The following is a 21,380-nucleotide window of genomic DNA, read 5'->3' as shown; positions in this document are numbered from 1 at the left end:
ATTTCCTGTACTTAAAAAATGTGCTGCTTTTTATCGTTATGGGTTTGCTGTGTATGACTTGACGATCTGCTGGCCCTGGTCGTTGATGAGGGTGGCCTGAACGGTGATCTGTGAAGGGAGTGTCGGCGCCGTAACGCCGTCGAGGTGATAATCCCGCATGCTGAACGGTGCGGTCATCATGTCGCTTTCTTGCCGTACCGGGTAATCGCGCCTGTCGGTTTTCACGGCGATGCGGGCGAAGGAGAGATAAAACGCCGACCGGTTGTGACAGCGCAGCAGATAGCCGCCCGGCTTTTTTTGCAGCCTGAACGAGACGGCCTTGGCTGCGTTTTCGGCATTCCCCGGCAGCGCTTTGGGGCGGTAGAAGATTTTCATCTGCGTGTTCATCGCCAGCGTCACGCGCGACGCCAGCGGCGGCGTGATCGGCTGGCTGGGTGGGATCTCATACAGGTTAAGCCAAAACACCGATTCCCTGTCGGTGGGCAGGTTCGCGCCGGCAAACAGGATCCGCAGCCCTTTCAGCGCCGAAGGCGGCAGAGCGAACACGCTGGGCAGGGTAACAAACGGCGCGTGCGACAGTTCGGGGGCGGCGTTGACGTCGCCGTTATCAACCCAGGTTTGCGCCACGATCGGGTAGCCGTTGGTGTTGAGCAGCATCAGGGTTTTTTCCGTGTCGCCCTCGCGGAAAATCATCCGGGTGGCGGAGGCGATGATGCCTGCCTGCGCCCCCATGGCCGCCAGCGCCAGCAACAAGGCGCATCCCATCGTCAGATATTTCTTTCTCATCATTATTGCACCTTAACCCAGACGTAGGCCCTGGCGTCCACTTTGCCGGCGGTGACGGTTTGCCCGGGCAGCCGGGCGAGCGTGGCGGTGAGCTGGGTGGTGTAGTGGGTAAACCCCGCCGCAGTGCTGCCGCCGCCGCTGGCGCCGTTGAGCACCGGGTACCAGCCGGCGTCGTTGCCCTGCGGGCATTGCCCGGCGCTGCAGCGCGCCCAGCCGACGAAGTTCATCGGCGCGCCGTTGCCGGCGTTGGCGAGTGCGATGCCCACGCCGGTGGCGACGCTGCTGTCGGTGCCGTAGCCGCCGGAGAGTAGGTAGCTCACGCCGCCGTTGGCGCTGACCAGCCCGAGCTGCTGCGCCGCGACATAGCTTTCATACGGCACCTGCAGGCCGAGGGCGGTATTGTTGCTGCTGACGCCGGACACGGCGGCGTTGTCGCATTCGATATTGATGGTGAACTGCGCCTGTGAGGTTTGCCCGGCGGTCAACTGGCTGACGGAAATGGTCGGCAGGATCACCAGCGGCGTGACGTTGCGCGCCACGCAGGTGGCGGTATAGGTCAAGGAGGAGATCGGTGCGGTGCCCATGCCCATCGCGTTCCAGCGCCCGGTGCCCCAGGTGGCGTAGTTGGTGGCGGAGTCGCTGCCGATAGGATCCGAGGCGATGCCGGGCCCCTGAAAGGTGACATAGCCGTTCGGCTGCGTGCAGGTATAGTTCGAATTGCCGGTGGTCGAGGCCATGCCCACCAGCGGGTTGCCGGCGCTGTAGCCACAGTAGTTGCTGGCGCCCGCGCCCGGCAGCGAGCTGATGCGGATCAGATCGGCACGGATGGCGCTGAAGTCTTTCACCCGAATCTGAATTTTGCTGCCGACGGTGGCGTAGCGGGTAATCGGCGCCGACTGCCAGTAGCGGGTAAAAACCTTGCCGGAATCCAGATGGGTCAGGCGGATGCCGACGTAGGGGAAGTAGGTGGCGTAGTAGTTGGGGTTGCCGTCCTGGGCGCCCAGATCGTAATAGCCGCCGACGCGATCGTCGCCGTTGGTGGCGAAGACTTCATAGATCTGCCCCGCATCGCCGGCGTCGCATTCATACAGCACCTTGTTGGGATCCGGATAGCGCGTGCCGGAGGTGAGGTCGAACACGCTGGCGCCGAGCGGCGTGCCGACGGGCTGTAGGTAAGTGCTGGTCAGGTTAACCCTGCCCAGCGCCGTGCCCACCCCGCAGGGATCGCAACCGGAATCGATCCAGGGGGCGACCCGGGTGCATTGCGCCAGCGCGGTGGGCGCGCCGAACAGCGACAGGGCGAGCAGCGCCAGGGCGGCGATCGGGTAAAAAATGCGTTTCATCGTCTCTCCTGAAAATAAGTTTAACGGGCTAGCGGCACGGGGCGCTGAGCCGTTGAATCGGGCCGTCTTCCCCGGCAGACAGGCGGTAATGCAGCGTGCACTGCTGGCCGGGGGCGTCGCCCCAGTTCAGCGTCAGTTCCCCGGTACGCTTATCGCTGCGCAGATACACCTGATTGGCCTGGCCGACCATGCCCACGCTGTTGCCTGCCGCGTCAAGGACGTTGGCGCCCATCGGGATCGGTGCGTTATCGGGCCGCTGCGCGGTGATCAGCAGCGCCTGGCCGCGCACGGTGTTGAAGTGCAGGCGCACCGTGGCACCGGCATAAGGAGCGACGCGCCGCTGGCCGTCTTCCAGTTCCGCTTTGTCGTTCATGCCCTCGGGGTTCAGCGCGACGGTGTTGTAGTGATAGGGCACCAGCGACGGCGCCAGGGCGTAGCCGAAGCGATCGACGCGCGCGCCCTGGCCGTCCATCACCCGTGCGCCGCTGGCGCCGGGCGCCTCAATCAGGGCGAAGGTGTCGCCGACATACGGCCCTAATGTTACGCCGCCGCGGTGAGCCACCACCGCCCCCTGCAACGACAGGGAGCCTTGTCGGTACTGGCGCGCGGTGGAGAATGAGCCGGTGACGTTGGCGTAAGGCAGACGGGTTTGCAGGTTGCCGCCCCAGATGCTTTGTTGGCGATCGTCGTCGGTGGTGAAGTTCAGGCCGTAGCTGACCGGCTGTTCGTCGCCGACGCTGCCCGACAGCGCAGCCTGATAGTTGCCGCCCTGTCCCTGGCTGTGGTTGGCCAACAGCGAGACGCTGGGGGCGGATGACGAACGGCCGAGCGGGAAGCTCAGCGACAGGGCGGTGACGGTCTGCGCGTTTTGCGCCAGCGGCGCGCTGTAGACGTTATCCAACGGCCCGTAGCCGCGGTAGTCGCCGTTGCTGTAGCCCAGGCTGCGGGTGCGGGTGACGGAGAGGTTAAGCGCCACGCCGTTGCCGAAGGTTTTCCCCCAGCCCAGCTGGAGCTGATTGTCGCGGCCGCGCTGATCGCGGTAGTCCTGAGTCGAGCCGGACATCGTCAGGCTGCCGAACGCCCCCATCCCCTGATTGACGGCGACCTCGAAGCGCGAACGCTGGCGGTAGGAGTCGGACTGCCAGTTTTGGCCGGTAGTGGCGGCGCGCCGTACGCCGAGCACGTCGCTGAGATCGCGAAAGCCTTCGGTGGAGTAGCGGTAGCCGGCGATGGATAAGGTGGTGTCCGTCGGGCTGAAGGTTCGGCTGTAAGAGAGGTGCAGCATCCAGCCGGAGGCGCCGCCGTCCGGCAGGCTGGCGTGGGAATAGGTGGTGTCGATGCCGAAGGCGCCCAGCCAGCTGCTGTATACCCCGCCCAGCATCATCGCCTGGTAGCCGTCCGCCAGCTGGTTGCCGAGGTTGAAGGTCAGGGCGTTGGTCAGGCCGTGCTGCCAGGTCACTTCGCTGAACAGATCGTTGTCGCCGACGTAGCGGGAACGGCCGACGATCGCGGAGTAGCGCGACTGGCCGGGGCGGATGGATTCCGGCACCGCAGCGAACGGCACGGTGAAGGTGCTGACGCTGCCGTCGGCTTCCGTCACCACCACGGTGAGATCGCCGGCGTAGTTGGTGGCGTACAGATCGTTGATGGCGAACGGCCCCGGCGCGACGGTGGTTTCATACAGCGTGCTTTTGCCCTGCAGCACCGTCACGCGCGCGTTGCTTTTCGCCACGCCGCGTACCACCGGCGCATAGCCGCGCTGCGAATCCGGCAGCATGCGGTCGTCCGAACTGAGCTGAATGCCGCGAAAGCCCAGGCCGGAGAAGAAGTGCCCGTCGGTAAAGCCTTCGCCCAACAGCATTTCGCTGCGCCAGGGCAAGATCGCACGCTGTACGTAGCGGCGGCTGGTGTCCAGGTGGCCGCCGAACTCGCGATCGTAGCGGTAGCTGGACTGCTGGCGGTAGCGCCATAGCCCGAGGTTGAACCCGCCGTTCAGGTTGGCGTAGGTCGAGTCGAGATCGCGGGTTTGCCCCTGTCGGTAACTGACGTGGTACTGGTTGAGGTTGTAATTGACGAAGGCCATCGTTTCTCCGCTGTCCAGGCTGGCGGGATTGACGCTGCCGCGCGGCTGGCCGTTCAACAGCGCCTGCGGAATGCTGAGATCCAGCCGCAGCCGCGAAATGTCCGCGTTCACCGCAATGTCCTTGAGATCCCGACCGGGCAGCAGGCATTCTGCTTCGGCGGCCGCCGGCGGATTTTTCAGCCCGAAGCGCGTCAGCTGCGGCCGATCGAAACAGGGCAACACCTGCTTGCCTGCGCGCACGAAGCGAATTTGGTCGCGCTCGAGAAACTGGCCGTTGAGGTACAGATCGATCTGATAGCTGCCGGGGGCAACGGCGTCCTGTTGGTTGAACTGGCTCAGTGCGCTGTTGCTCAGCACGCTGCCGCGCAGCAGCGCGGGATCGAAGGTATAGCCGTCGGCGGCGGCGCAGCCCAGCGGCAGCGCCAGCAGCGCGCAACACCAGCGCGCGGGCAGCGGCGTCGCCTTGCGGACATCGAACATGAAAACCTCCCTGTCTGGTTTCACCGCGCGACGTTCAGGGTGCGTGAGATTTCCACCCCATAGTCATTGATGACGCGCAGTGCGACCTGCCGCACCTCCCCGTTCACCGGCCAACTGGCCTGCGAAAACGGCGGGATCAGATCCGCCTGCGGGATGGCGATGCGCTTCGCGCCGCTCAGGATCGCGGCCTGGCTGACGTTGGCGTAGTAGCCGGTCGGGTTGTCGACGCGCAGCGCGTTACCGGCCTGGCGCAGGCTGAGCCGATCGATGACGTGGTTGGCGTCGCCGGCCAACCCGGCGGGGCGATAGAACACCTTCAGCCGATTGGTGACTACCAGCAGCAGTTTGTTCTTGTCGCTGTCCGTCTGGCGCACGGCGGGCACCTGCAGGAAGTTGAGATAGAACAGCGATTCGCGATCGCGCGGCAGCGGCTGGCCGACGAACGACAGCCGCACCATCTGCCCGCTGTGCGGATTCATGCGGAAGATTTGCGGCGAGGCGACAAAGGGCGCATCGGCGTTTTCCGGCGTGGATTTGGGGTTATTGATGTCGAGCCAGATCTGCATCAGCGCCGGGGTGCCGTCGTCATTGGTGAACTGCAGCGTTTTTTCCCGCGCCTCGGCGGGGTAGATCACGCGGTTGCCGAGCAGCGTCACGCTGGCCGACGCGTGGGTAGCGGCAAAACTCATCAGGCAAAGCGACAGGGCGGCCCATCGGCGGGCGGAGCGGGTTATCTGCGGCATAAACGTGAACCGATAAAGGGAGCGAGTCATTCAGCGCCGCCCGGCGAAGGGCGGCGCTGGCATCAACAGGTATGGCGCCTGACGCCGGCTTATTTGTAGCTAATGGCGAACTGTGCGGTGGCGATCACCGAACCGGCCGCCACGCCGGTGTCTTCCGCGTAGTAGCGGGCCACCAGGTTCTGCGAGGTGGAGGTGGCGTCTTTGGCCAGCGTCATCGCCGACGTGGTGACGGTCGAACCGCTGGCGAACGACAGCGGCGTGGTGGCGTCGCTGTCCAGCAGTTGAATGGACACTTTGGCCGCATCGCCCGCGTTGCCCAGGTTGCCGTTGGTGGTTGGGTTGTTGCCCGCCAGCACGGTTTTGATCGCCGTATCGCTGGTTGCGGCCGCACAGCCGGTCACGTTGACGGTGAAGGTGGTGTCGCCGGCGGTGGCGCCTTTGGTGGCGAGTTTGCTGGCGGCGACGGTAGGCAGCAGAACGACCGGGTTGGATTGGTTGCCGTTAATATTCACCGAGCAGGTTTGTGTGCTGACTTCGCCTTTAAATTGCACCGTATTGGACGAAGCAGCCGCACAGGCGCCGGAGAGAGCCAGCATGGATAATGCGACTAATTTAACATTCATGTGAAATGCCCTTTAATTTACTTTAGAGAAAAGCTTTCCTGACAGTAATAAATTACTGACGTGCGGTTGTGGGTTAATCATGTTGCGCAATTGTTTTTTAAACGCGTCGGCAAGCATGGATTTTCATCCTAACAAACTAAGAATTTTCCCTATAGGTGTTTCGAATAAGGAAATAAGACGAGAAGGCCTGTTGTTACATTTTTTTTCATTTTCGCTTATATCATACAAAATAGAAAATAGATCTATATCATTGCGTTGCGATTTTATTGGATCGCCGGTTTTTGTGATTGAAATAATTTGAAACATTCATGCCTTTTTTGCGTATTAATCAACGTGCTGACGGCTGCCTGATTATTTGAAAAACATGTTATCAAGATGTTTTATATCGGTGTGCTTTGCAGGAGAATTACCCCAAAAAAGAGCAGCGACAAGCCGCCTGAGGTGTGGAAGCATGCGTCCATGCTGATAAGGAGAATTAAAGTGAGAGTGATTTATATCGACGGTTCACCGCTGTGCCAGCTGGGCATGAAAACATTATTGGGCGGCGGGGTAATAACCTTATCCTCACCCAATATGAATATCATTAAAAATATAAGCCCGGCGCCTGATTTAATTATTATGGAGTTTCCTCAGGAGATTTACCGGTTCGAGGCGTATTTAGAATTCATTAAATATTCGCGCGGTGAATATAAAGGTGTCCGGTTACTGTTCTTCATCGATAAGACTTCACCGCTGATCCTGGCGTTTATCGCTGCGGCGCAGCCGGATGCGGTTTTGCACAAACGGGAAGCGCTGCAGGTGGTGCGAGAGACCTGCGCAACGCTGGCCCGCCAGGAGACGAGCGAACGACACGTGGTGAACCGGCAGCGGGCGGCGGCAATCACGCCTGGCGAGGCGGCGGTGCTGTGTGAAACCGCCCGCACCGAAGATATCCGCCTGACCGCGCGGCGGCTTAACCTGCACCCGAAAACCGTTTATTCGCACCTCAATAACGCCGGCAAAAAGTTCGGCATCCGCAATCGGGTCGAACTGCTGAAGATGATTGCGCTGTTGTAGCGTGCCGTTAGCGGGTTTTGCCGACGGCCAGCCGCCATCGCGTGATCTCATCGGCGCCGGGCCCGGCGGCCAGCGCCAGGTTTTGCGGCGGCAGCGATTCGCCGGTCACGGCATCGACCACGCACAGGGTGGCGGGGTGGCCGGTCGCGCGGTCAACCACGTGCAGCGGCGGCCCGGTCAGCTCGGACAGGTTCCATTTGTCGCCAATCTGGATCATCGCCATCACCAGCAGCCCGAGATCTTTTCCCTTCTCCGTCGGCAGATACTCGTAGCGATCGGGGCGCGTTTGGTATTGCCGCTTTTCGATGAGGCCGCTGCCTTCCAGTGCCCTGAGCCGATCGGCCAACGTGCTGTTGGTGATGCCGGTCGACTGGCGCAAATCGTCATAGCGCGAGAGCCCCAGCAACAGATCGCGCATGAGGATTGCGCCCCAGCGATCGCCCAATGCCGACAGCACGTGGGCCACCGAGCACGTCATGCCTTCAAACCCTTTTGCTTTCACTTTGCCTTGCCTCCGTTTGCCGCCGTAATGCGGATAATTTTATCGCCTCGGCTTGATCACTTCAATGATTAGAGTTATTACTCTTATTATCGGAGTTTATGTTTAACAGTGGCCGATGGTCTGAACGCCGGCCGGAAACCCACGCCTTCACCGAGGAGATACCGCGATGCCACTGTGGCAGATTTACCACCCTGAACCGGCCTTCAGCACCGCCGATAAACGCGCGCTTGCGCAGAAGGTCACCGCCCTGTACCAGGACTTTTTGCCGCGCTTCTACGTCAACGTCTTCTTCCACGCGTTGCCGCCAGGTTCGGCCTATCTCGGCGGCGAACCGGCCGATGATTTCGTGCGGGTGACCATTGACCATATCGCGCGCGCCATGGACAACGATGCGGAGCAGCAGCAATTTCTGGCGGCCTGCACCCGTATCCTGCAACCCTACATCGCCGCGCATGGGCTGCGCTGGGAACTGCACGTGGACGAAACGCCGTTCTCGCTGTGGACGATTGACGGTTTGAAGCCGCCGGCGCCGGGAACGACGGCAGGCGAAAAGTGGCGCAGCGAGAACCGGCCTTCGGTGTGGGAGGGGGTGATGGGTTGAGTCTGGGGATATCAGGACAAAAAAATCCACGCCGAAGCGTGGATTTTTACGTTTCCGGCAGCCGAGAGAAACGCTGCGGGGAAGGGATTAGACGTTGAACAGGAAGTTCATCACGTCGCCGTCTTTGACGATGTAGTCTTTACCTTCTGAGCGCATTTTACCGGCTTCTTTGGCGCCTTGTTCACCCTTGTAGGTGATGAAGTCGTCGAAGGCGATGGTTTGCGCGCGGATAAAGCCTTTCTCGAAGTCGGTGTGGATCTTGCCGGCCGCCTGCGGGGCGGTGGCGCCGACCGGGATGGTCCAGGCGCGCACTTCTTTCACGCCGGCGGTGAAGTAGGTCTGCAGGTTCAGCAGCTCGTAACCGGCGCGGATCACGCGGTTCAGGCCCGGCTCTTCCAGGCCCAGCTCGGCCATGAACTCGTCGCGCTCTTCGTCTTCCAGCTCGGCGATGTCGGATTCCACGGCGGCGCACACGGCAACTACCACGGAGCCTTCGGCGTCGGCGATTTTACGCACGGTGTCCAGGTACGGGTTGTTCTCGAAGCCGTCTTCGTTGACGTTGGCGATGTACATGGTTGGCTTCAGGGTCAGGAAGCTCAGGTATTTGATCGCCGCTTTGTCTTCTGCGGTCAGATCCAGCGCGCGCAGCATGCCGGCGTTTTCCAGGTGCGGCAGGCATTTTTCCAGCGCCGCCAGCTCGGCCTTGGCGTCTTTGTCGCCGCCTTTGGCTTTCTTCTGCACGCGGTGGATGGCGCGCTCGCAGGTGTCCAGGTCAGACAGCGCCAGCTCGGTGTTGATGACGTCGATGTCTTCGGCCGGATCGACCTTGTTGTTGACGTGAATGATGTTGTCGTTCTCGAAGCAGCGCACCACGTGGCCGATGGCTTCGGTTTCGCGGATGTTGGTCAGGAACTGGTTGCCCAGACCTTCACCTTTAGACGCGCCTTTCACCAGGCCGGCGATGTCGACGAATTCCATGGTGGTTGGCAGAATGCGCTGTGGCTTGACGATCTCGGCCAGCTTATCCAGACGCGGATCGGGCATCGGCACCACACCGGTGTTCGGTTCAATGGTGCAGAACGGGAAGTTGGCTGCTTCAATGCCCGCTTTGGTCAACGCGTTGAACAGGGTGGATTTGCCTACGTTAGGCAGGCCGACGATACCGCATTTGAATCCCATGTTATAATCACCTTAAATATCTTAACTATCAGCCGGTTAGGTTTAATCGACTGCATAAAGGGCAAAATAATGCCGCCATTATACACGTAATGGGCGTTTATCTCGATCAGACTTGCTTGGCCGGGGCGAACCCAGCGCGGGCGGCCGGTTTTTATTTGAGATTTGGATCACATTTACCCATACTGGCCGTTCCGATTAACCGACAGGAAACGCGCCGGATGTATTTCTTGCCTACGCCACCCTGAGCTGTGCCCGCCTCCAGTCTGCCGCCCCTTGCGGTACCCCATACCCGCTACGCGGGGAGATGATGTCATCTGTCATAAGTGAATAATGCATGTTTAACCTGAGTAACGTCAGGATCGCGGACGTTAAAAATGAAGTCCTGGCGGGCTTTGTGGTGGCGGTTTCGATGATCCCCGAGGCGGTCGGCTTTTCGCTGGTCGCCGGTCTTTCGCCGATCGTCGGTTTGCATACCGCGTTTATCATCGGCCTGGTCACGGCACTGTTCGGCGGCAAGCCGGGCATGGTTTCCGGCGCCGCCGGCTCCATTGTGGTGGTGCTGATGAGCCTGGCGGCGCAGTACGGCATGGGCTACGTGCTGTGGGCCACGCTGTTCGCCGGGGGGATTCAAATCCTGATTGGCGCCTTCCGGCTGGGCAAGTTCATTCGTCTGGTGCCGCTGCCGGCGATCCACGGCTTCGTCAACGGCCTGGCGATCGTCATCATGCTGGCGCAGCTGAAGATGATCGCCGGGCAGGGGCCGCTGATGTACGGCCTGGTGGCGCTGGCGATTGCGGTGGTGGTGCTGTTCCCGCGCCTGACCAAAGCCATTCCGTCTTCGCTGGCGGCGCTGCTGGTGGTTTCGGCGTTGGCGATTGGCCTCAATCTGCACACGCTGCGGGTGGGCGATCTGGCGGACATTTCCGGCGCGCTGCCGCACTTCAGCCTGCCGACGGCGCCGTTCACCCTGGAGATGGTGCGGGTAGTGCTGCCCTATGCGGTGGTGATCGCCCTGGTCGGTTTGATTGAATCGCTGCTGACCATGACGGTGCTGGAGGAAATGGGCGGCAAGAAGGGGAACGGCAACCGCGAGAGCATCGCGCAGGGCGCCGGTAATGCGGTATGCGGCCTGTTCGGCTGCTTCGCCGGCTGCGCGATGATCGGCCAGTCGATCATCAACTTCACCTCGGGCGGGCGCGGGCGCATTTCCGGCACGGTGGGCGCCATTCTGTTGATTCTGTTCGTGGTCAGCCTGTCGCGCTATATCGGCCTGCTGCCGGTGGCGGCGCTGGCCGGGGTGATGCTGGTAGTGTGTTACAACACCTTCGAGTGGAGCTCGCTGCGCCGTTTGCGCCGCATGCCGAAGGCGGACGCGCTGGTGATGCTCGCCGTCACGCTGATCACCATCTTTACCGATCTGGCGGTGGCGGTGATCAGCGGGGTGATTATCTCGGCGCTGGTGTTCGCCTGGCAGCAGGCGCGCATCCGCGTGCGCCAGCGGCAGGTGACGGGCGACGTGGCGGTGTATCAACTGGATGGCCCGCTGTTCTTCGGCTCCGCTGCCGGTTTCGCCGAGCTGTTCGATCCGCAGAGCGATCCGCAGAATGTGGTGCTGGATTTTGCCGGCACCCGGGTGATGGATTCCAGCGGCGTAGAGGCGATCGATAAGCTGACGGCGCGTTATCTGGCGGCGGGAAAAAGCATTCGTCTGCGCCACCTGAGCGGTGACTGCGTGCGCTTGCTCAAGCGCGCCGGGCCGTTCTGCAGCCATGAGCTGGACGATCCGCAGTATTACGTGGCGGAAGAGGGCTTCACCGCCGATGACCGCCGCGTGAGCGAGGAGACCTTCAACCCGCGCGGCTAGATGCAGGCAGCGGGCAGGGCGCCCGCTGCGGCAAGGTTCAGGCCTGCGCCTTGAAGCTGTGCAGGCGCTGAACGGTTTTTTCCAGCCCGTCCTTCATCAGCATCTCGGTGCAGCGCAGCGACTCGTCGATCGCTTCGTCAATCATCTTCTGCTCGCTGGCCGGCGGCTTGCCGAGCACGAAGCCCACCACCTTGTTCTTGTCGCCCGGATGGCCGATACCGATACGCAGGCGGTAAAAGTTCGGGTTGTTGCCGAACTTGTTCTGGATGTCTTTCAGGCCGTTGTGGCCACCGTTGCCGCCGCCGAGCTTGATTTTGGCCACGCCGGGCGGCAGATCCAGCTCGTCGTGCGCCACCAAAATCTCGTTCGGCTCGATGCGGTAGAAGTTGGCCATCGCCAGCACCGCTTTGCCGCTCAGATTCATGAATGTGGTCGGCACCAGCAGGCGCACGTCGTTGCCCGCCAGGTTCAAGCGGGCGGTGTAGCCGAAGAACTTGCTCTCTTCTTTCAACTGCTGATTGTGGCGCTGGGCCAGCAGATCGACGTACCAGGCGCCGGCGTTGTGGCGCGTCTGGGCATATTCCGCGCCCGGGTTGGCCAGGCCGACTATCAATTTAATACTGCTCACTGGGAGATTCGCTATGATCAGGGTAATGGAAAGGGCCTTAGTCTACCTGCCGGGGCGGCGAATGACAAAATCCGATCTCCGCCGTCGCCTTAGGTAAGAAAGACGAATGATTCATTAGCTGAATAATTCAATTTGTCCGCTAATTTTCAGCGGTGTGTTAAGAAGTGTCAATAATTCTTTACCATTTGTGATCGCCTCCGCAATCCCCTTGCCGCCACAAGGACTATACTTAACTTATCAAAGTGGGTTAACAAGTTGCAGCGTTATCCCGGTTGGCACATGGCAATCATGGAGGTGGCATATGAAACGCAGAAACGCGGACAGAATGGGCAACTTTTTTATGGGGCTGGGCCTGGTCGTGATGATCGGTGGCGTCGGATACTCCATTGTTGCTGAAGTATCCCAGTTCGATTTACCGCAATTTTTCGCCCACGGCGCCATCATGAGTATCTTCGTCGGCGCGCTGTTGTGGCTGGTGGGCGCGCGTATCGGCGGCCGCGAGCAGGTGGCGGATCGCTACTGGTGGGGAAAACACTTTGATAAACGGTGCCGTAACGACCAACATCGTTCGTCGCATTGATTAAAAAAGCAGAAGGGAAGCAAGAGCAGGGCAAGGGAATATCTGCCGTGCATTAAGGTTTGAAGTCATGTCGGACTACGAGTAGAAAACCCGTTGTTGCTCACGCACCAACGGGTTTTTCTTTTTCTGCTGTCGGGCACGCTATCTTTCCGGCACGGTGGGCGCCGCACCGGAAAGACGACGAATCAATGCTCGAACATCGCAGAGATCGACTCTTCGTTGCTGATGCGGCGGATGGCTTCAGCCAGCATGCCGGACAGGGTCAGAGTGCGAACGTTTTTCAGTGCCTTGATTTCCGGCGACAGCGGAATGGTGTCGCAGACGATCACTTCATCAATCACCGAGTTCTTGATGTTGTCCACGGCGTTGCCGGAGAAGATCGGGTGCGTCGCGTAGGCGAATACGCGCTTGGCACCGCGTTCTTTCAACGCTTCAGCCGCTTTACACAAGGTACCGCCGGTGTCGATCATGTCGTCGACCAGCACGCAGTCGCGGCCTGCCACGTCACCGATGATGTGCATCACCTGAGACACGTTCGCGCGCGGGCGGCGTTTGTCGATGATGGCCATGTCGGTGTCGTTCAGCAGTTTGGCGATGGCGCGGGCACGCACTACGCCGCCGATGTCCGGGGAAACCACGATCGGGTTTTCCAGGTTCTGCTGCAGCATGTCTTCCAGCAGGATCGGGCTGCCGAACACGTTGTCTACCGGTACGTCGAAGAAGCCTTGAATCTGCTCAGCATGCAGATCCACCGTCAGAACGCGGTCAACCCCTACGCTGGAGAGGAAATCGGCAACCACCTTGGCGGTGATCGGCACACGCGCGGAACGCACGCGGCGATCCTGGCGGGCATAGCCGAAGTAAGGGATAACGGCGGTAATACGACCTGCGGAGGCGCGACGCAGGGCGTCGACCATCACAACCAGTTCCATCAGGTTGTCGTTGGTCGGGGCACAGGTGGACTGGATGATGAAAATATCACCGCCGCGTACATTTTCGTTGATTTGCACGCTCACTTCGCCGTCGCTAAAACGACCTACAGCGGCGTCACCAAGGCTGGTGTACAAACGGTTGGCAATACGTTGTGCTAGTTCCGGGGTGGCGTTACCAGCAAAAAGCTTCATATCAGGCACGAGAAGAACCTCAGGCTTGCGTCCAGAGAAGATATTGTCATACGACATCACCAAGGGGCAGTCGGCGACGCCGGCGCAATATACATACGGGTATGTAAAACTAAAATTGAGACCGCAGGCAGCGCAGGGATAACAGGGCCAGGTGTGCATGACCCTGCGCAGCGAAACGTTGAGCTACGACTCAAACCGCCCGGAACGAATGCGATGTAGTGGGGAGACGTTAACGCCGCGCGCTACAAAACCACACAACCACTCCGGGGCTTGATTTAACACCTGACGGGCGGCGATTTCTGTGTCGAATTCAGCAAACACACAAGCACCTGTGCCAGTCAGGCGTGACGGGGCGTATTCTAACAGCCATGAAAGAAGCTGTTCAACCTCGCGAAAACGTTTTCTTGCGATCGGTTCGCAATCATTTGCGTACGGCGCCTGCAACAGCTCACTTAAGGAGCGAACCGGGGTGTCTCTTTTCAATTCGGGGTCACCGAAGATAACCGGCGTCGGGATGCCGACGCCGGGATGCGCCACCAGATACCACTTTTCCTGCGGCTCGGCCGGCTGCAGGCACTCGCCGATGCCTTCGGCGAAGGCGGCGTGGCCGCGCACGAACACCGGCACGTCGGCGCCGAGGCTGAGCCCCAGCGCTGCCAGTTGGTCGTCGCCAAGACCGCAGCGCCACAGTTCGTTGAGCGCCACCAGCACGGTGGCGGCGTTGGAGGAGCCGCCGCCCAGGCCGCCGCCCATCGGCAGGCGCTTGTCGATGCTGATGTCGGCGCCGCGCGGTGCGGTCTGCAGGCCGCGCTCATCGCAATAGCGCTGCAGCAGGCGGGCGGCGCGCACGATCAGGTTCTGTTCGTCCGGCACGCCGTCGACCGGCGTCAGCAGATGAATGCGGTCGTCCTGGCGCGGGTCAATGGTCAGGGTGTCGCCGTAGTCCAAGAACTGAAACAGCGTCTGCAGCAGGTGATAGCCGTCTTCACGACGGCCGGTGATGTACAAAAACAGGTTGAGTTTCGCGGGGGAGGGCCACTGGCGAATCATTTGAGCGTCCAGTTATCCATTTTCAGCTTGATGCGCTGCTCGCCCTGCTGCAGTTCCAGGCGGTTCGGCAGCGTCGGCTGCACCTCGTTGCTGTAGCCCTGGTAATCCACTTTCCAGGTTTGGCCGCCTTGCTGGTAAGTCAGCTTGCTCAGGCGATATTGGTCATCCAGCGCAAAATCGTTGGCTTCGCCCGGCAGGCCGAGCATCCACTGGCGCAGGTTGTTCAGCGGGATCGCCATGCCGGTCAGCTTGCGGATCATCTCTTCCGGGTTGTCGCTGACGTAGCGTTTGCCCTGGTTGTCGGTCAGCTGCACCACGTTTTTCTGCACGTTGAGATCCATTTCCGTGCTGCCCAGCGGGTTGGTCAACAGCAGACGGTAGCGCTCCGGCGAGAACTGCTGCCAGAAGAAGCGGGCGTAGACTTTTTTCTGATCAGACAAGTAGGCGAAGGAGCCGCGGGTCTGATAGGTGCTGAGCTGCTGCACCGCCTGCTCATGGGCGCGCCACTGGGGAGAAGTCGGGCTGGTGGCCGGGCCGGTCGGCTTGGTGGTGGTACAGGCGGCCAGCACCAGGCTGGCCAGCGGGATCAGACGGAGCAAACTAACTTTGCGTATTGGCATAACTTTCTCTTGTCCTTTTGTCCTTGCGGGCATGCGCGACGAAACCCGGATTCAGCGCTCACGCTAACGGGGCGGCGGCGGCGCGTCAATTTTTTGCTGCATCGCGTTGAATCTTGCCGCTTTTACCGGCGCAATGCCAACCCGGTACGCGCATTGGGGCGTCATTAAGATTAACACAATCGTTTCGTGCCGTTGTTCGGGGGCAACAATTTTCGATACGGCGGGGTGACCGCCGTTAGCGTTTGGTTGATGTTTGCCTCGGTATGCTGCCGGGGGTTTTTGTTGCGGGAAATAATCGAATGAAGATTGCGACGCGGATAATCATTTCGCTTCTGTGTTTTGCCGGCGCGGTATTTTTTTATTTTCAGGCCAAGCAGGTTTTTTGCCGGCAGGTCTCTTTTATCTTGGATCCCTCCTACCGTTGCGGCACGCTGGGTTGGTAAACGCGCGGATTATAAGCGGATAACCTGCAGGTTTTACCGAATCCTGTGCGGGAGATCGCATCCTGCGCTAAAATTCAGTATGTTATGTCGTCAAATAATAAATCATCTCACTGTATTTATTAATTATTCATCGATTGATGCCGTCTATGGCAACGATTGAACGGAAGATGCGGTTGTTACTTTTATTGATCCTGCGCATCAAGTAGAATGCCGTTCAACGAGAACCCGTACCAACAGAAGTATTACTCGAAGCAATGACCCTGCTGGCGTTAGGTATAAATCACAAAACCGCTCCGGTTTCTCTGCGTGAAAGGGTGACCTTCTCGCCAGAGTCCATCGATGAGGCGCTGACCAGCTTGCTCCAACAACCGTTGGTGCAGGGCGGCGTCGTGTTGTCCACCTGCAACCGCACCGAGCTGTACCTCAGCGTAGAGCAGCAGGAACACATGCACGAGCAGCTGGTCGCCTGGCTGTGCGCCTACCACAACCTGCGCCCGGAAGAGGTGAAGAAAAGCCTGTACTGGCATCAGGGCAACGACGCGGTCAGCCATTTGATGCGGGTGGCCAGCGGGTTGGACTCATTGGTGCTGGGCGAACCGCAGATCCTCGGGCAGGTGAAAAAAGCTTTCGCCGAGTCGCAACGCGGCCAGTCGCTGTCCGGCGAGCTGGAGCGTCTGTTCCAGAAATCCTTCTCCGTTGCCAAGCGCGTGCGTACCGAAACCGACATCGGCGCCAGCGCGGTCTCCGTGGCTTTTGCCGCCTGTACCCTGGCGCGCCAGATCTTCGAATCGTTGGCCGATCTCAACGTCTTGCTGGTGGGCGCCGGTGAAACCATCGAACTGGTGGCGCGCCACCTGCGCGAACACAAAGTGCGGCACATGATCATCGCCAACCGCACCCGCGAGCGCGCCCAGCTGCTGGCGGACGAGGTCGGCGCGGAGGTGATCACCTTGCCGGAGATCGACGAACGCCTGGCGGACGCCGACATCATCATCAGTTCCACCGCCAGCCCGCTGCCGATCATCGGTAAGGGGATGGTGGAGCGCGCGCTGAAGGCGCGCCGCAACCAGCCGATGCTGCTGGTGGATATCGCCGTACCGCGCGACATCGAACCGGAAGTCGGCAAACTGGCCAACGCCTATCTCTACAGCGTGGACGATCTGCACGCCATCATTCAAAGCAATCTGGCGCAGCGCAAAGCGGCGGCGGTGCAGGCGGAGTCGATCGTGCAGCAGGAAAGCACCAACTTCATGGCCTGGCTGCGCTCGCAGGGCGCGGTGGAAACCATCCGCGACTACCGTTCGCAGGCCGACCAAATTCGCGCAGAGATGGAGGCCAAAGCGCTGGCCGCCATCGCGCAAGGCGCCAACGTGGAGCAGGTTATTCACGAGCTGGCCCATAAACTGACCAACCGTCTTATTCATGCCCCCACCAAATCCCTCCAGCAGGCCGCCGGCGACGGCGACGTGGAGCGGTTGCAGTTATTACGCGACAGCCTTGGGCTGGATCAGCATTAGTTTTCTCTATTAACAGGGTTTATTACCACGCATGAAGCCTTCTATTGTTGCCAAACTGGAAGCGTTACAAGAGCGCCATGAAGAAGTGCAGGCGCTGCTCGGCGATGCCGGCGTTATCGCCGACCAAGACCGGTTCCGCGCGCTGTCGCGAGAATACGCGCAGCTGACCGACGTCAGCCGCTGCTTCCTGGAATGGCGTCAGGTGCAGGAGGATCTGGAGACGGCGGAAATGATGCTGGACGATCCGGAAATGCGCGAGATGGCGCAGGAAGAGCTGAAACAGGCGCGGGCGGCCAGCGAAGAGCTGGAGCAGCAGCTGCAGGTGTTGCTGCTGCCGAAAGATCCGGACGATGAGCGCAGCTGCTTCCTCGAAGTGCGCGCCGGCACCGGCGGTGATGAGGCGGCGATCTTCGCCGGCGATCTGTTCCGCATGTACAGCCGCTATGCGGAAAGCCGCCGCTGGCGCGTCGAGGTGATGAGCGCCAACGAAGGCGAACACGGCGGTTTCAAAGAAGTGATCGCCAAAGTTTCCGGCGACGGCGTGTACGGCCAACTGAAGTTTGAATCCGGCGGCCACCGCGTGCAGCGCGTGCCGGAAACCGAATCCCAGGGGCGCATCCACACCTCCGCCTGCACCGTGGCGGTGATGCCGGAAGTGCCGGAGGCCGAGCTGCCGGACATCAACCCGAGCGACCTGAAAATCGACACCTTCCGCTCCTCCGGCGCCGGTGGCCAGCACGTTAACACCCCCGACTCGGCAATCCGCATCACCCACCTGCCGACCGGCATCGTGGTGGAGTGCCAGGACGAGCGTTCACAGCACAAAAACAAAGCCAAGGCGATGTCGGTGCTGGGCGCGCGCATTCGCGCCGCCGAGATGGCCAAGCGCCAGCAGGCCGAGGCGTCCACTCGCCGCAACCTGCTGGGCAGCGGCGACCGTTCCGACCGTAACCGCACCTACAACTTCCCGCAGGGGCGGGTGACCGACCACCGCATCAACCTGACGCTCTGCCGCCTGGACGAAGTGATGGAAGGCAAACTGGACATGCTGATCCAGCCGATCGTGCAGGAGTATCAGGCCGATCAGCTGGCTGCGCTGTCCGCCGAGCAAGAGTGATGGACTATCAACACTGGCTGAAAGCCGCCGCCGCGCGTTTGACCCACAGCGACAGCGCCCGGCGCGACGCGGAAATCCTGTTGGGTTTCGTGACCGGCAAGGCCAGAACCTTCCTGATGGCGTTCGGGGAAACTCAGCTGACGCCAGCGCAGCAACAGCAGCTGGAGACGCTGCTGGCGCGCCGCGAACGCGGTGAGCCGGTGGCCTACCTGGTGGGCGAGCGCGAATTTTGGTCGCTGCCGCTGTCGGTTTCGCCCGCAACGCTGATCCCACGCCCGGATACCGAATGCCTGGTGGAGCTGGCGCTGGCGCGCCTGCCGCCACAACCCTGCCACTTCCTCGATCTCGGCACCGGTACCGGCGCCATCGCGCTGGCGCTGGCCGGCGAGCGCCCCGATTGTTCGGCCATCGGCGTCGATGTGCAGCCGGAGGCGGTCGCGCTGGCGCAGCACAATGCGCACAAGCTGAAGATCGACAACGTCCGATTTCTACAGGGCAGCTGGTTTGCGCCGGTGGCGGGGCAACGCTTCGCGCTGATCGCCAGCAATCCGCCCTATATCGACGCCGCCGATCCGCATTTGTCGCAGGGCGACGTGCGCTTCGAGCCCGGCAGCGCGCTGGTCGCCGCCGATCATGGGTTGGCGGATCTGGCCGCCATCGTGCGCCAGGCGCCGCACCATTTGCAGCCCCAGGGCTGGCTGCTGTTGGAACACGGCTGGCAGCAGGGCGAGAGCGTGCGCGCGCTGCTGCAGGCCGCCGGATTTTACGCTGTCGCCACCCACCGTGATTATGGCGACAACGACCGCGTGACGCTCGGCCAATGGCCGGGATAAGCGCCTCTCATAATAACGACGCCCGAGCCATTTAAGGGAGCATCATGACTGCATACACCGCGTTGAAACATTTCCATTTGCTGACGGTCGCCATCAGTATTACCTTGTTTGTGCTGCGTTTTTTTTGGCAATGGCGCCGCTCGCCGATCATGGGCCGCCGCTGGGTCAAGGTAGCGCCGCACCTGAACGACACGCTGTTGTTCGTCAGCGGCATCGCGCTGGTGGTGATGTTCGGGTTTTATCCGCTGCTGGGTATGGACTCATGGCTGACCGAGAAGCTGTTTGGCGTTATTATCTATATCCTGCTTGGCTACGTCGCATTGGGCAAGAAGACCAAAAGTCAGCGGCTGCGAACCGTGGCGTTCGTGCTGGCGTTGGGCTGCCTGTACCTGATAATTAAACTTGCCACGACGAAAATACCGTTTTTGATGGGATACCTATGAGTAGCATTGCTGATTTTGAATTTAACGCCTCGCCGCTGAGCGAAGGGGTGATCCTGGTGTCGCAGTCGGTGCGGCGCGATTTCCCGGTTGCTGACGTGGAGCGCAAGCTGCAACAGCTGGTGGACGAAGCGCGCGCGGCGGTGCCGGTCGATATCACTCAGGAGCAGCAACTGGATGCGCTCATCGAACTGTTTTACAAGACCTGGGGATTCGGCGGCGCCAGCGGCGTGTACCGCCTGTCGGACGCCATCTGGCTGGACAAGGTGCTGGAAGCGCGGCAGGGGACGCCGGTCTCGCTGGGCACTATCTTCCTGCATATTGCCAACGCGCTGGATCTGCCGCTGCTGCCGGTGATTTTCCCCACTCAGCTGATCCTGCGCGCCGACTGGCTGGACGAAGAGCTGTGGCTGATCAACCCGCTGAACGGCGAAACCCTGAGCGAGCACCAGCTGGAAGTGTGGATCAAGGGCAACCTGGGGCTGGGCGCCGAGCTGGAAGACGACGATCTCGACGAGTCGGAGAACATCATGGTGGTGCGCAAGATGCTCGATACGCTGAAGGCCGCCCTGATGGAAGAAAAACAGCTGGAAATGGCGCTGCGCACCAGCGAAACGGTGCTGTGCTTCGATCCGGAAGACCCGTACGAGATCCGCGACCGCGGGCTGATTTACGCCCAGCTGGAGTGCAACCATATCGCGATTTCCGACCTCAACTATTTTGTCGAGCAGTGTCCTGAAGACCCGGTCAGCGAAGTGATCAAAGTACAGATCCACTCGATTGAGCCGAAACAGGTGACGCTGCATTAATTCAATGACTCCGTGCAGTTTGCAAGGCGACGGTTACAACCTTAACAAAGGCGAAAGCATGAAACAGAAAGTGGTTAGCATTGGCGATATCGACGTAGCAAACGATCTGCCGTTTGTGCTGTTTGGCGGTATGAACGTGCTGGAATCGCGCGATCTGGCGATGAGCATCTGCGAACACTACGTCACCGTGACGCAAAAACTGGGCATCCCTTACGTATTCAAAGCCTCTTTCGACAAGGCCAACCGTTCCTCCATCCACTCGTACCGCGGTCCGGGCCTGGAAGAAGGGATGAAGATCTTCGAAGAGCTGAAAAAAACCTTCGGCGTGAAAATCATCACCGACGTGCATGAAGCGGCGCAGGCGCAGCCGGTTTCCGAAGTGGTTGACGTGATCCAGCTGCCGGCCTTCCTGGCGCGTCAGACCGATCTGGTGGAAGCGATGGCGAAAACCGGCGCGGTGATCAACGTCAAGAAGCCGCAGTTCGTCAGCCCGGGGCAGATGGGCAACATCGTCGACAAGTTCAAAGAAGGCGGCAACGACCAGGTGATCCTGTGCGATCGCGGCAGCAACTTTGGCTATGACAACCTGGTGGTCGACATGCTGGGCATCAACGTGATGAAAAACGTGACCGGCGGCCATCCGGTGATCTTCGACGTGACCCACGCGCTGCAGACCCGCGATCCGTTCGGCGCCGCGTCCGGCGGCCGCCGCGCTCAGGTGGCCGAGCTGGCGCGCGCCGGTATGGCGGTTGGCCTGGCCGGCCTGTTCCTCGAAGCGCACCCGGATCCGAAAAACGCCAAGTGCGACGGCCCGTCCGCGCTGCCGTTGGACAAGCTGGAGCCGTTCCTGGCGCAGATGAAAGCCATCGACGACCTGGTGAAGAGCTTCCCGGAGCTGGATACCAGCAACTAAGCGCTCGTCGCCATAAAAAAAGGTTCATCGCGCTTTAGCGTGAACC

General features: G+C 60.7%; 22 protein-coding genes. 11 read left to right on the top strand and 11 right to left on the bottom strand.

The window, feature by feature from the left end; translation table 11 throughout:
* Positions 1-36 precede the first annotated feature (36 nt).
* From HMPREF3138_RS07150 to HMPREF3138_RS07130, 5 genes are read right to left on the bottom strand one after another with little or no spacing between them, the layout of a single operon-like run.
* Positions 37-789 carry a fimbrial biogenesis chaperone gene (locus HMPREF3138_RS07150; protein ID WP_246828712.1) on the bottom strand — a complete coding sequence of 251 codons (753 nt, stop codon included), beginning with the start codon at positions 787-789 and terminating at the stop codon, positions 37-39.
* Positions 789-2,129, bottom strand: coding sequence for a fimbrial protein (locus tag HMPREF3138_RS07145; RefSeq protein WP_038871990.1), 1,341 nt, complete (start codon positions 2,127-2,129; stop codon positions 789-791). Before HMPREF3138_RS07145 ends, HMPREF3138_RS07150 begins: the two co-directional genes overlap by 1 nt.
* A 28-nt stretch (positions 2,130-2,157) precedes the next feature.
* Positions 2,158-4,692: a fimbria/pilus outer membrane usher protein gene (locus HMPREF3138_RS07140; RefSeq protein WP_070558896.1), complete on the bottom strand. Its 2,535-nt coding sequence runs from the start codon at positions 4,690-4,692 to the stop codon at positions 2,158-2,160.
* A gap of 20 nt (positions 4,693-4,712) precedes the next feature.
* Positions 4,713-5,465, bottom strand: a complete 753-nt coding sequence (locus HMPREF3138_RS07135; RefSeq protein WP_223182005.1) for a fimbrial biogenesis chaperone — start codon at positions 5,463-5,465, stop codon at positions 4,713-4,715.
* A gap of 59 nt (positions 5,466-5,524) precedes the next feature.
* Positions 5,525-6,058, bottom strand: a complete 534-nt coding sequence (locus tag HMPREF3138_RS07130) for a fimbrial protein (RefSeq protein WP_015377562.1) — start codon at positions 6,056-6,058, stop codon at positions 5,525-5,527.
* 618 nt (positions 6,059-6,676) lie between these two features.
* Here HMPREF3138_RS07130 and HMPREF3138_RS07125 point away from each other — a divergent pair.
* Complete coding sequence (locus HMPREF3138_RS07125; RefSeq protein WP_225984351.1) at positions 6,677-7,114, top strand: LuxR C-terminal-related transcriptional regulator; 438 nt, start codon at positions 6,677-6,679, stop codon at positions 7,112-7,114.
* A gap of 7 nt (positions 7,115-7,121) precedes the next feature.
* Here the strand turns inward: HMPREF3138_RS07125 and HMPREF3138_RS07120 are convergent, their stop codons facing one another.
* Entirely contained in the window at positions 7,122-7,616 is a 495-nt protein-coding gene (locus HMPREF3138_RS07120; protein WP_038872002.1) for a winged helix-turn-helix transcriptional regulator, read from the bottom strand.
* A gap of 166 nt (positions 7,617-7,782) precedes the next feature.
* Here HMPREF3138_RS07120 and HMPREF3138_RS07115 point away from each other — a divergent pair, with 166 nt between their 5' ends.
* Entirely contained in the window at positions 7,783-8,217 is a 435-nt protein-coding gene (locus HMPREF3138_RS07115; RefSeq protein WP_038872004.1) for a tautomerase family protein, read from the top strand.
* Between the two features lie 87 nt (positions 8,218-8,304).
* On the opposite strand, the gene ychF is transcribed toward HMPREF3138_RS07115, so the two are convergent.
* Positions 8,305-9,396, bottom strand: coding sequence for a redox-regulated ATPase YchF (ychF, locus tag HMPREF3138_RS07110; RefSeq protein WP_004941048.1), 1,092 nt, complete (start codon positions 9,394-9,396; stop codon positions 8,305-8,307).
* A gap of 334 nt (positions 9,397-9,730) precedes the next feature.
* On the opposite strand from ychF, the gene HMPREF3138_RS07105 reads away from it, so the two are divergent.
* A complete protein-coding gene (locus HMPREF3138_RS07105; RefSeq protein ID WP_038872009.1) occupies positions 9,731-11,260 on the top strand; it encodes a SulP family inorganic anion transporter in 1,530 nt (509 codons plus the stop codon).
* A gap of 37 nt (positions 11,261-11,297) precedes the next feature.
* Here HMPREF3138_RS07105 and pth read toward each other — a convergent pair whose 3' ends face one another.
* Complete coding sequence (pth, locus tag HMPREF3138_RS07100; protein ID WP_004941053.1) at positions 11,298-11,888, bottom strand: aminoacyl-tRNA hydrolase; 591 nt, start codon at positions 11,886-11,888, stop codon at positions 11,298-11,300.
* A gap of 301 nt (positions 11,889-12,189) precedes the next feature.
* On the opposite strand from pth, the gene ychH reads away from it, so the two are divergent.
* Positions 12,190-12,468, top strand: coding sequence for a stress-induced protein YchH (ychH, locus tag HMPREF3138_RS07095; protein WP_070558894.1), 279 nt, complete (start codon positions 12,190-12,192; stop codon positions 12,466-12,468).
* 185 nt (positions 12,469-12,653) lie between these two features.
* On the opposite strand, the gene prs is transcribed toward ychH, so the two are convergent.
* The 3 genes from prs to lolB form a co-directional block, all read right to left on the bottom strand.
* Complete coding sequence (prs, locus tag HMPREF3138_RS07090) at positions 12,654-13,601, bottom strand: ribose-phosphate diphosphokinase (protein ID WP_004941061.1); 948 nt, start codon at positions 13,599-13,601, stop codon at positions 12,654-12,656.
* Positions 13,602-13,775: 174 nt separating this feature from the next.
* Positions 13,776-14,642 (bottom strand): 4-(cytidine 5'-diphospho)-2-C-methyl-D-erythritol kinase, encoded by an 867-nt coding sequence (gene ispE, locus HMPREF3138_RS07085; RefSeq protein WP_038872015.1) that lies wholly within the window; start codon positions 14,640-14,642, stop codon positions 13,776-13,778.
* Positions 14,639-15,262, bottom strand: a complete 624-nt coding sequence (gene lolB, locus HMPREF3138_RS07080; protein ID WP_038872018.1) for a lipoprotein insertase outer membrane protein LolB — start codon at positions 15,260-15,262, stop codon at positions 14,639-14,641. The genes ispE and lolB overlap by 4 nt, the downstream gene beginning before the upstream one ends.
* 299 nt (positions 15,263-15,561) lie before the next feature.
* Between lolB and HMPREF3138_RS26650 the strand changes: the two genes are divergently transcribed.
* The 7 genes from HMPREF3138_RS26650 (at position 15,562) to kdsA (ending at position 21,334) form a co-directional block, all read left to right on the top strand.
* Positions 15,562-15,705: a hypothetical protein gene (locus HMPREF3138_RS26650; protein WP_154292182.1), complete on the top strand. Its 144-nt coding sequence runs from the start codon at positions 15,562-15,564 to the stop codon at positions 15,703-15,705.
* 254 nt (positions 15,706-15,959) lie between these two features.
* Positions 15,960-17,222 carry a glutamyl-tRNA reductase gene (gene hemA / locus HMPREF3138_RS07075; RefSeq protein ID WP_033638164.1) on the top strand — a complete coding sequence of 421 codons (1,263 nt, stop codon included), beginning with the start codon at positions 15,960-15,962 and terminating at the stop codon, positions 17,220-17,222.
* A gap of 31 nt (positions 17,223-17,253) precedes the next feature.
* A complete protein-coding gene (gene prfA, locus HMPREF3138_RS07070; protein ID WP_070558892.1) occupies positions 17,254-18,339 on the top strand; it encodes a peptide chain release factor 1 in 1,086 nt (361 codons plus the stop codon).
* Entirely contained in the window at positions 18,339-19,172 is an 834-nt protein-coding gene (gene prmC, locus HMPREF3138_RS07065) for a peptide chain release factor N(5)-glutamine methyltransferase (RefSeq protein WP_070558890.1), read from the top strand. Before prfA ends, prmC begins: the two co-directional genes overlap by 1 nt.
* 41 nt (positions 19,173-19,213) lie before the next feature.
* On the top strand, positions 19,214-19,615 hold the full coding sequence (locus HMPREF3138_RS07060; protein ID WP_170310520.1) for a SirB2 family protein: 402 nt from the start codon (positions 19,214-19,216) through the stop codon (positions 19,613-19,615).
* Positions 19,612-20,421: an invasion regulator SirB1 gene (sirB1, locus tag HMPREF3138_RS07055; RefSeq protein WP_038872030.1), complete on the top strand. Its 810-nt coding sequence runs from the start codon at positions 19,612-19,614 to the stop codon at positions 20,419-20,421. The genes HMPREF3138_RS07060 and sirB1 overlap by 4 nt, the downstream gene beginning before the upstream one ends.
* A gap of 58 nt (positions 20,422-20,479) precedes the next feature.
* A complete protein-coding gene (kdsA, locus tag HMPREF3138_RS07050; protein ID WP_038872048.1) occupies positions 20,480-21,334 on the top strand; it encodes a 3-deoxy-8-phosphooctulonate synthase in 855 nt (284 codons plus the stop codon).
* Positions 21,335-21,380: the final 46 nt, after the last annotated feature.

It is taken from the genome of Serratia sp. HMSC15F11, assembly GCF_001808215.1.
GTDB classification, from domain to species: domain Bacteria; phylum Pseudomonadota; class Gammaproteobacteria; order Enterobacterales; family Enterobacteriaceae; genus Serratia; species Serratia nevei.
The sequence above is the reverse complement of the archived record's forward strand: the minus strand, read 5'-3'. Positions and strand labels throughout refer to the sequence as shown.